The sequence below is a fragment of the Burkholderia pseudomultivorans genome (assembly GCF_902499075.1).
Lineage (GTDB): Bacteria > Pseudomonadota > Gammaproteobacteria > Burkholderiales > Burkholderiaceae > Burkholderia > Burkholderia pseudomultivorans.
Genome location: NZ_CABVPP010000114.1, coordinates 1 through 3,747, shown reverse-complemented (window position 1 = coordinate 3,747; position 3,747 = coordinate 1). Strand labels below are relative to the sequence as shown.

6 protein-coding genes are annotated in these 3,747 nt (G+C 63.3%); 4 read left to right on the top strand and 2 right to left on the bottom strand.

Features of this window, described 5'->3' with window-relative positions; genetic code table 11:
* Positions 1-299: 299 nt before the first annotated feature.
* From cueR to BST28156_RS34275, 3 genes are all read left to right on the top strand, one after another.
* Positions 300-704: a Cu(I)-responsive transcriptional regulator gene (gene cueR / locus BST28156_RS34285; RefSeq protein ID WP_174904555.1), complete on the top strand. Its 405-nt coding sequence runs from the start codon at positions 300-302 to the stop codon at positions 702-704.
* A gap of 215 nt (positions 705-919) precedes the next feature.
* Positions 920-1,066, top strand: coding sequence for a DUF3563 family protein (locus tag BST28156_RS34280; RefSeq protein WP_009687219.1), 147 nt, complete (start codon positions 920-922; stop codon positions 1,064-1,066).
* Between the two features lie 147 nt (positions 1,067-1,213).
* A complete protein-coding gene (locus tag BST28156_RS34275; RefSeq protein ID WP_174904554.1) occupies positions 1,214-1,549 on the top strand; it encodes a hypothetical protein in 336 nt (111 codons plus the stop codon).
* Positions 1,550-1,564: 15 nt separating this feature from the next.
* On the opposite strand, the gene BST28156_RS34270 is transcribed toward BST28156_RS34275, so the two are convergent.
* Together BST28156_RS34270 and BST28156_RS34265 are read right to left on the bottom strand one after the other, a co-directional pair.
* Positions 1,565-2,410: a 23S rRNA (adenine(2030)-N(6))-methyltransferase RlmJ gene (locus BST28156_RS34270; RefSeq protein ID WP_060246557.1), complete on the bottom strand. Its 846-nt coding sequence runs from the start codon at positions 2,408-2,410 to the stop codon at positions 1,565-1,567.
* Positions 2,411-2,517: 107 nt separating this feature from the next.
* Entirely contained in the window at positions 2,518-3,489 is a 972-nt protein-coding gene (locus tag BST28156_RS34265; RefSeq protein WP_174904553.1) for a potassium channel beta subunit family protein, read from the bottom strand.
* Positions 3,490-3,652: 163 nt separating this feature from the next.
* On the opposite strand from BST28156_RS34265, the gene BST28156_RS34260 reads away from it, so the two are divergent.
* On the top strand, positions 3,653-3,747 hold a 95-nt coding region (locus BST28156_RS34260), incomplete at its 3' end, for an SDR family NAD(P)-dependent oxidoreductase (protein ID WP_124496677.1).

Genomic DNA, 3,747 nt, shown 5'->3' with positions numbered 1-3,747 from the left:
GAACAGGACCGTGAAACGACTCCACGCCGATGATAGTGCGGATTCCCGTGTGAAAGTAGGTAATCGTCAGGCTCCCTCAAGCCAGAAACCCCCGCCCAAACAGGCGGGGGTTTTTGCATTTGCGGCGCAAGAAAAGGGCGCCGCCAGAACCGCCGATTTTCTCTGTCGTCGGAACAGGCGCCATCGCTAACGGCCTCACCAGAACGAAACGACGCGATTTGATACGATCGAAACGTCACCGGCAGATCGCATCCGCCGGTGTTCCGTTCGCAATCAGGGGCTTGAGAAGAGGGCGTGGAATGAATATCGGCGACGCGTCGCGCGAATCCGGAGTCAGCGCAAAAATGATCCGGTACTACGAGCAGGTCGGTCTGCTGGCGCCGAGCAAGCGTAGCGATGCCGGCTACCGGCTCTACGGATCCGACGAAATCCATACGCTGCGCTTCATCCGGCAGGCGAGGCGGCTCGGTTTTCTCGTCGAGGATATCCGCAAGCTGCTGATGCTGTGGCAAGACCGGTCCCGCGCCAGCGCCGAAGTGAAGTCGATCGCACTGGAGCACGTCGCTGAACTCGACAAGCGCATCGCCGAGTTGACCGACATGCGCGACACGCTGGCCGACCTGGCCGCGCACTGCCATGGGGACGGCCGGCCCGAATGCCCGATTTTGGCGCGGCTGGCCGCCCCGGTCGGTGAACCAGATTAGTGCACGTCCTCGACGTGTCAGAAGGTGCTTAACTCGATATCTATAAAAATCAAAGAGTTACAATCGACGAAGGTGTATCCATTCCAGAATGGAATGGTTTCCATGCAAGCATTTCACTGGCTTCCTCGTGTGGCATCGCTATAATTCGGGATAACCCTATACGGGAAATCCCTGAATCTCGATTCGCCAGGGGTCCCCCTTCCTTGGAGAACATCATGATCGCCTACATCGTCGAAAAGCTGAGCAACTGGTTCGAATCCGCAGAACGTGAGCGCCGTGAGGCCTACCTCGCCACGTCGTCGGACATCGTCCAGCTCGAGCAACGCATCCGTTCGCTCGAATCGAACGGCTACTCGCTGTAATCGCAGTTGCCGTCAGGTGCCGTGTGGCACCGGTCGAGAAGCAAGCCCCGTATTGACGGGGCTTTGTTTTTTTGTGCGCCGAATCTGGCGAAATCGTGAGCGCGGCGCTATGGTATGGGCCTGTTTTTCAACCGAAAGGATAGAATCATGCGCCTGCGTTTCGATATGCGCCGCGTGTGCCGGGCACGGCTCGCTCTGGGCACGGCGGTGCTCGTCCACGGCATCGCAGCGGCGGCCGCGACGTCGTCGAAGCCGCTGGTTCTCGATACCCAGCGTGGTATCCAGGACGGCAAGGGTGGACTGATGCTGCAGACGGCTCCGCTGTCGTCGGAGCCGATTGTCGAGCCGGCGGGCATGCGCGCGCCGGCGGGGCAGGGGGCGAATACGCCGATTCCGCTGTTCGTCGCTCCATATATCAACGTGCCGGGCACGCAGCCCGCCGGCCGATCGAGGCCGACGCCGCGGCCGCAACTGCAGCCTTGACCGCAGGCCCGGCACTCAGCCGCCGCGCTGCTCGATCTGGCAACGCGCGCCGCTGTCCTGCCCGAGCGCTTCCACCAGATACGGCAGTGCGTCGTTCATGCTCTGTGCGAGCGTGTACGGCGGGTTCAGGATGAACATCCCACTGCCGTAAAGACCAAGGCCGTCCGCGGGCGGGTTCGATACCGTCAACGTCAGATGCAGCCAGTTGTCCGGCTGCAGCCGCTTGAGCTGCTCGGCAAAGCGCTGCGACTCCGTGCGCACGACCTGCGGATACCAGATCGCATAGCAACCCGTCGCAAAACGCTTCAGGCACTCTGCGACGCAAGTCACCGTGCGCGCGTAGTCCTTCTTGTCTTCATACGACGGGTCGATCAGCACGAGTGCGCGCCGAGGCGGCGGCGGCAGCAGCGCCTTGATGCCCTCGAAACCGTCGCCGGCAAAGATCATCGCGCGGCGCCCCGCGTCGCGGAAATTGTGGCGCAGCACGTCGATTTCGGTCGTGTGCATTTCGAACAGGCGCATCCGGTCCTGCTCGCGCATCAGCCGCCATGCGAGGTACGGCGAGCCCGGGTAGAAACGCAGTTCACCGTCGTCGTTCAGTGCGCGCACTTCGTCGAGATACTCGCCGAGTACAGTCGGCAGATTCTTGTCGTTCCACAGCCGGCCGATACCGGTGTCGTATTCGACGGTCTTCGCGGCATAGCCGTCGCGCAGCGAATACACGCCGGCGCCGGCGTGCGTGTCGATATACCAGTACGACTTGTCTTTCTTGTTCAGGTAGCGCAACAGCTGAACGACGACGGCGTGCTTGAGCACATCCGCGTGGTTGCCTGCGTGAAAACCGTGACGATAGCTGAGCATGGCGGGCTGCCTGAAACAGAGGGTGAATCGGTGAGCGATCGATCGTGCGCGGCCTCGGGGCCGCGCCGGTGCGGCCGCGTATTGTACGCGAGTGGCCGCGAATCGCCTTACTCGTACGCGTCGCCGATCACGGCCTCGATCCGTTGCTTCACGTCGGGCGTCAGTTTCCCGACGACGTCGAGCGCGGCCATGTTGTCGGCGATCTGCTCGATCCGCGATGCGCCCGTGATCACCGAACTCACGCGCGGATTCGCGAGCACCCATGCGATCGCGAGCTGGCCGGTGCTGCAGCCGAGTTCGGTCGCGATCTCGCCGAGCCGTTCGACGATGGCGTTGCTGCCAGGATCGGTCAGGCGCTCGCGCAGCCAGTCGTAGCCCTGCACCTCCGCCCGGCTGCCCGGCGGCACGCCGTTCCGGTATTTGCCGGTGAGCAGGCCCGACGCCAGCGGGCTCCAGGTCGTCAGGCCGAGGCCGTAATCGTCGTAGAGCCGCGCATATTCCTGCTCGACCCGCGTGCGATGGAACAGGTTGTACTGCGGCTGTTCGACGACCGGCCGGTGCAGGTGATGGCGCTCGGCAATCTCGTACGCGGCGCGGATCTCGTCGGCGCTCCATTCCGACGTGCCCCAGTACAGTGCCTTGCCGCGCGCGATCATGTCGCTCATGGCCCACACGGTTTCGTCGATCGGCGTATGCGGATCCGGCCGATGGCAGTAGACGAGGTCGACGTAGTCGAGCTGCAGCCGTCGCAGCGAACCGTCGATCGCGTTCAGCAGGTACTTGCGGTTCAGCGTGTGATGCTGGTTCGGCCCTTGCGCGAGGCCCCAGAAGAATTTCGTCGACACGATGTAGCTGACGCGCGGCCAGCCGAGCGCCTTGAGCGCATGGCCCATGATTTCCTCGGATTGGCCGCCTGCGTAGACCTCGGCGTTGTCGAAGAAATTGACGCCCGCGTCCCGTGCCGCGGCGAGACACTCGCGCGCGCGCCGCTGGTCGACCTGATTGCCGTACGTGACCCACGAACCGAGCGAAAGCGCACTGATCTGCAGGCCGGAGCGGCCCAGTCGTCGATAGTCCATGCGACTCTCCTGCGTGACGAAGCCGACCTTAAGCTTAGACGTTTTGCGCGCGAACGGCAGGGATGATCGTGCACAATAGCGGCTGGTTCGCCGGCGTGCCCGCGTGACGAACGCGGATGCGCGGGCGTGTGCTTTATCGATCCGATCACTGAAGGAGACGGGCATGGCAGCAGATCTGAGCGGCAAGACCGCAGTCGTCACGGGCGCCGCGAGCGGCATCGGCAAGGAAATCGCGCTGGAACTCGCGAAGGCGGGCGC

Bases quoted from the DNA above. Each gene is read 5' to 3' on its own strand.
- BST28156_RS34280 (WP_009687219.1), top strand. From the start codon at position 920: ATGATCGCCTACATCGTCGAAAAGCTGAGCAACTGGTTCGAATCCGCA.
- BST28156_RS34265 (WP_174904553.1), bottom strand. From the start codon at position 3,489: ATGGACTATCGACGACTGGGCCGCTCCGGCCTGCAGATCAGTGCGCTT.
- BST28156_RS34270 (WP_060246557.1), bottom strand. From the start codon at position 2,410: ATGCTCAGCTATCGTCACGGTTTTCACGCAGGCAACCACGCGGATGTG.
- BST28156_RS34275 (WP_174904554.1), top strand. From the start codon at position 1,214: ATGCGCCTGCGTTTCGATATGCGCCGCGTGTGCCGGGCACGGCTCGCT.
- cueR (WP_174904555.1), top strand. From the start codon at position 300: ATGAATATCGGCGACGCGTCGCGCGAATCCGGAGTCAGCGCAAAAATG.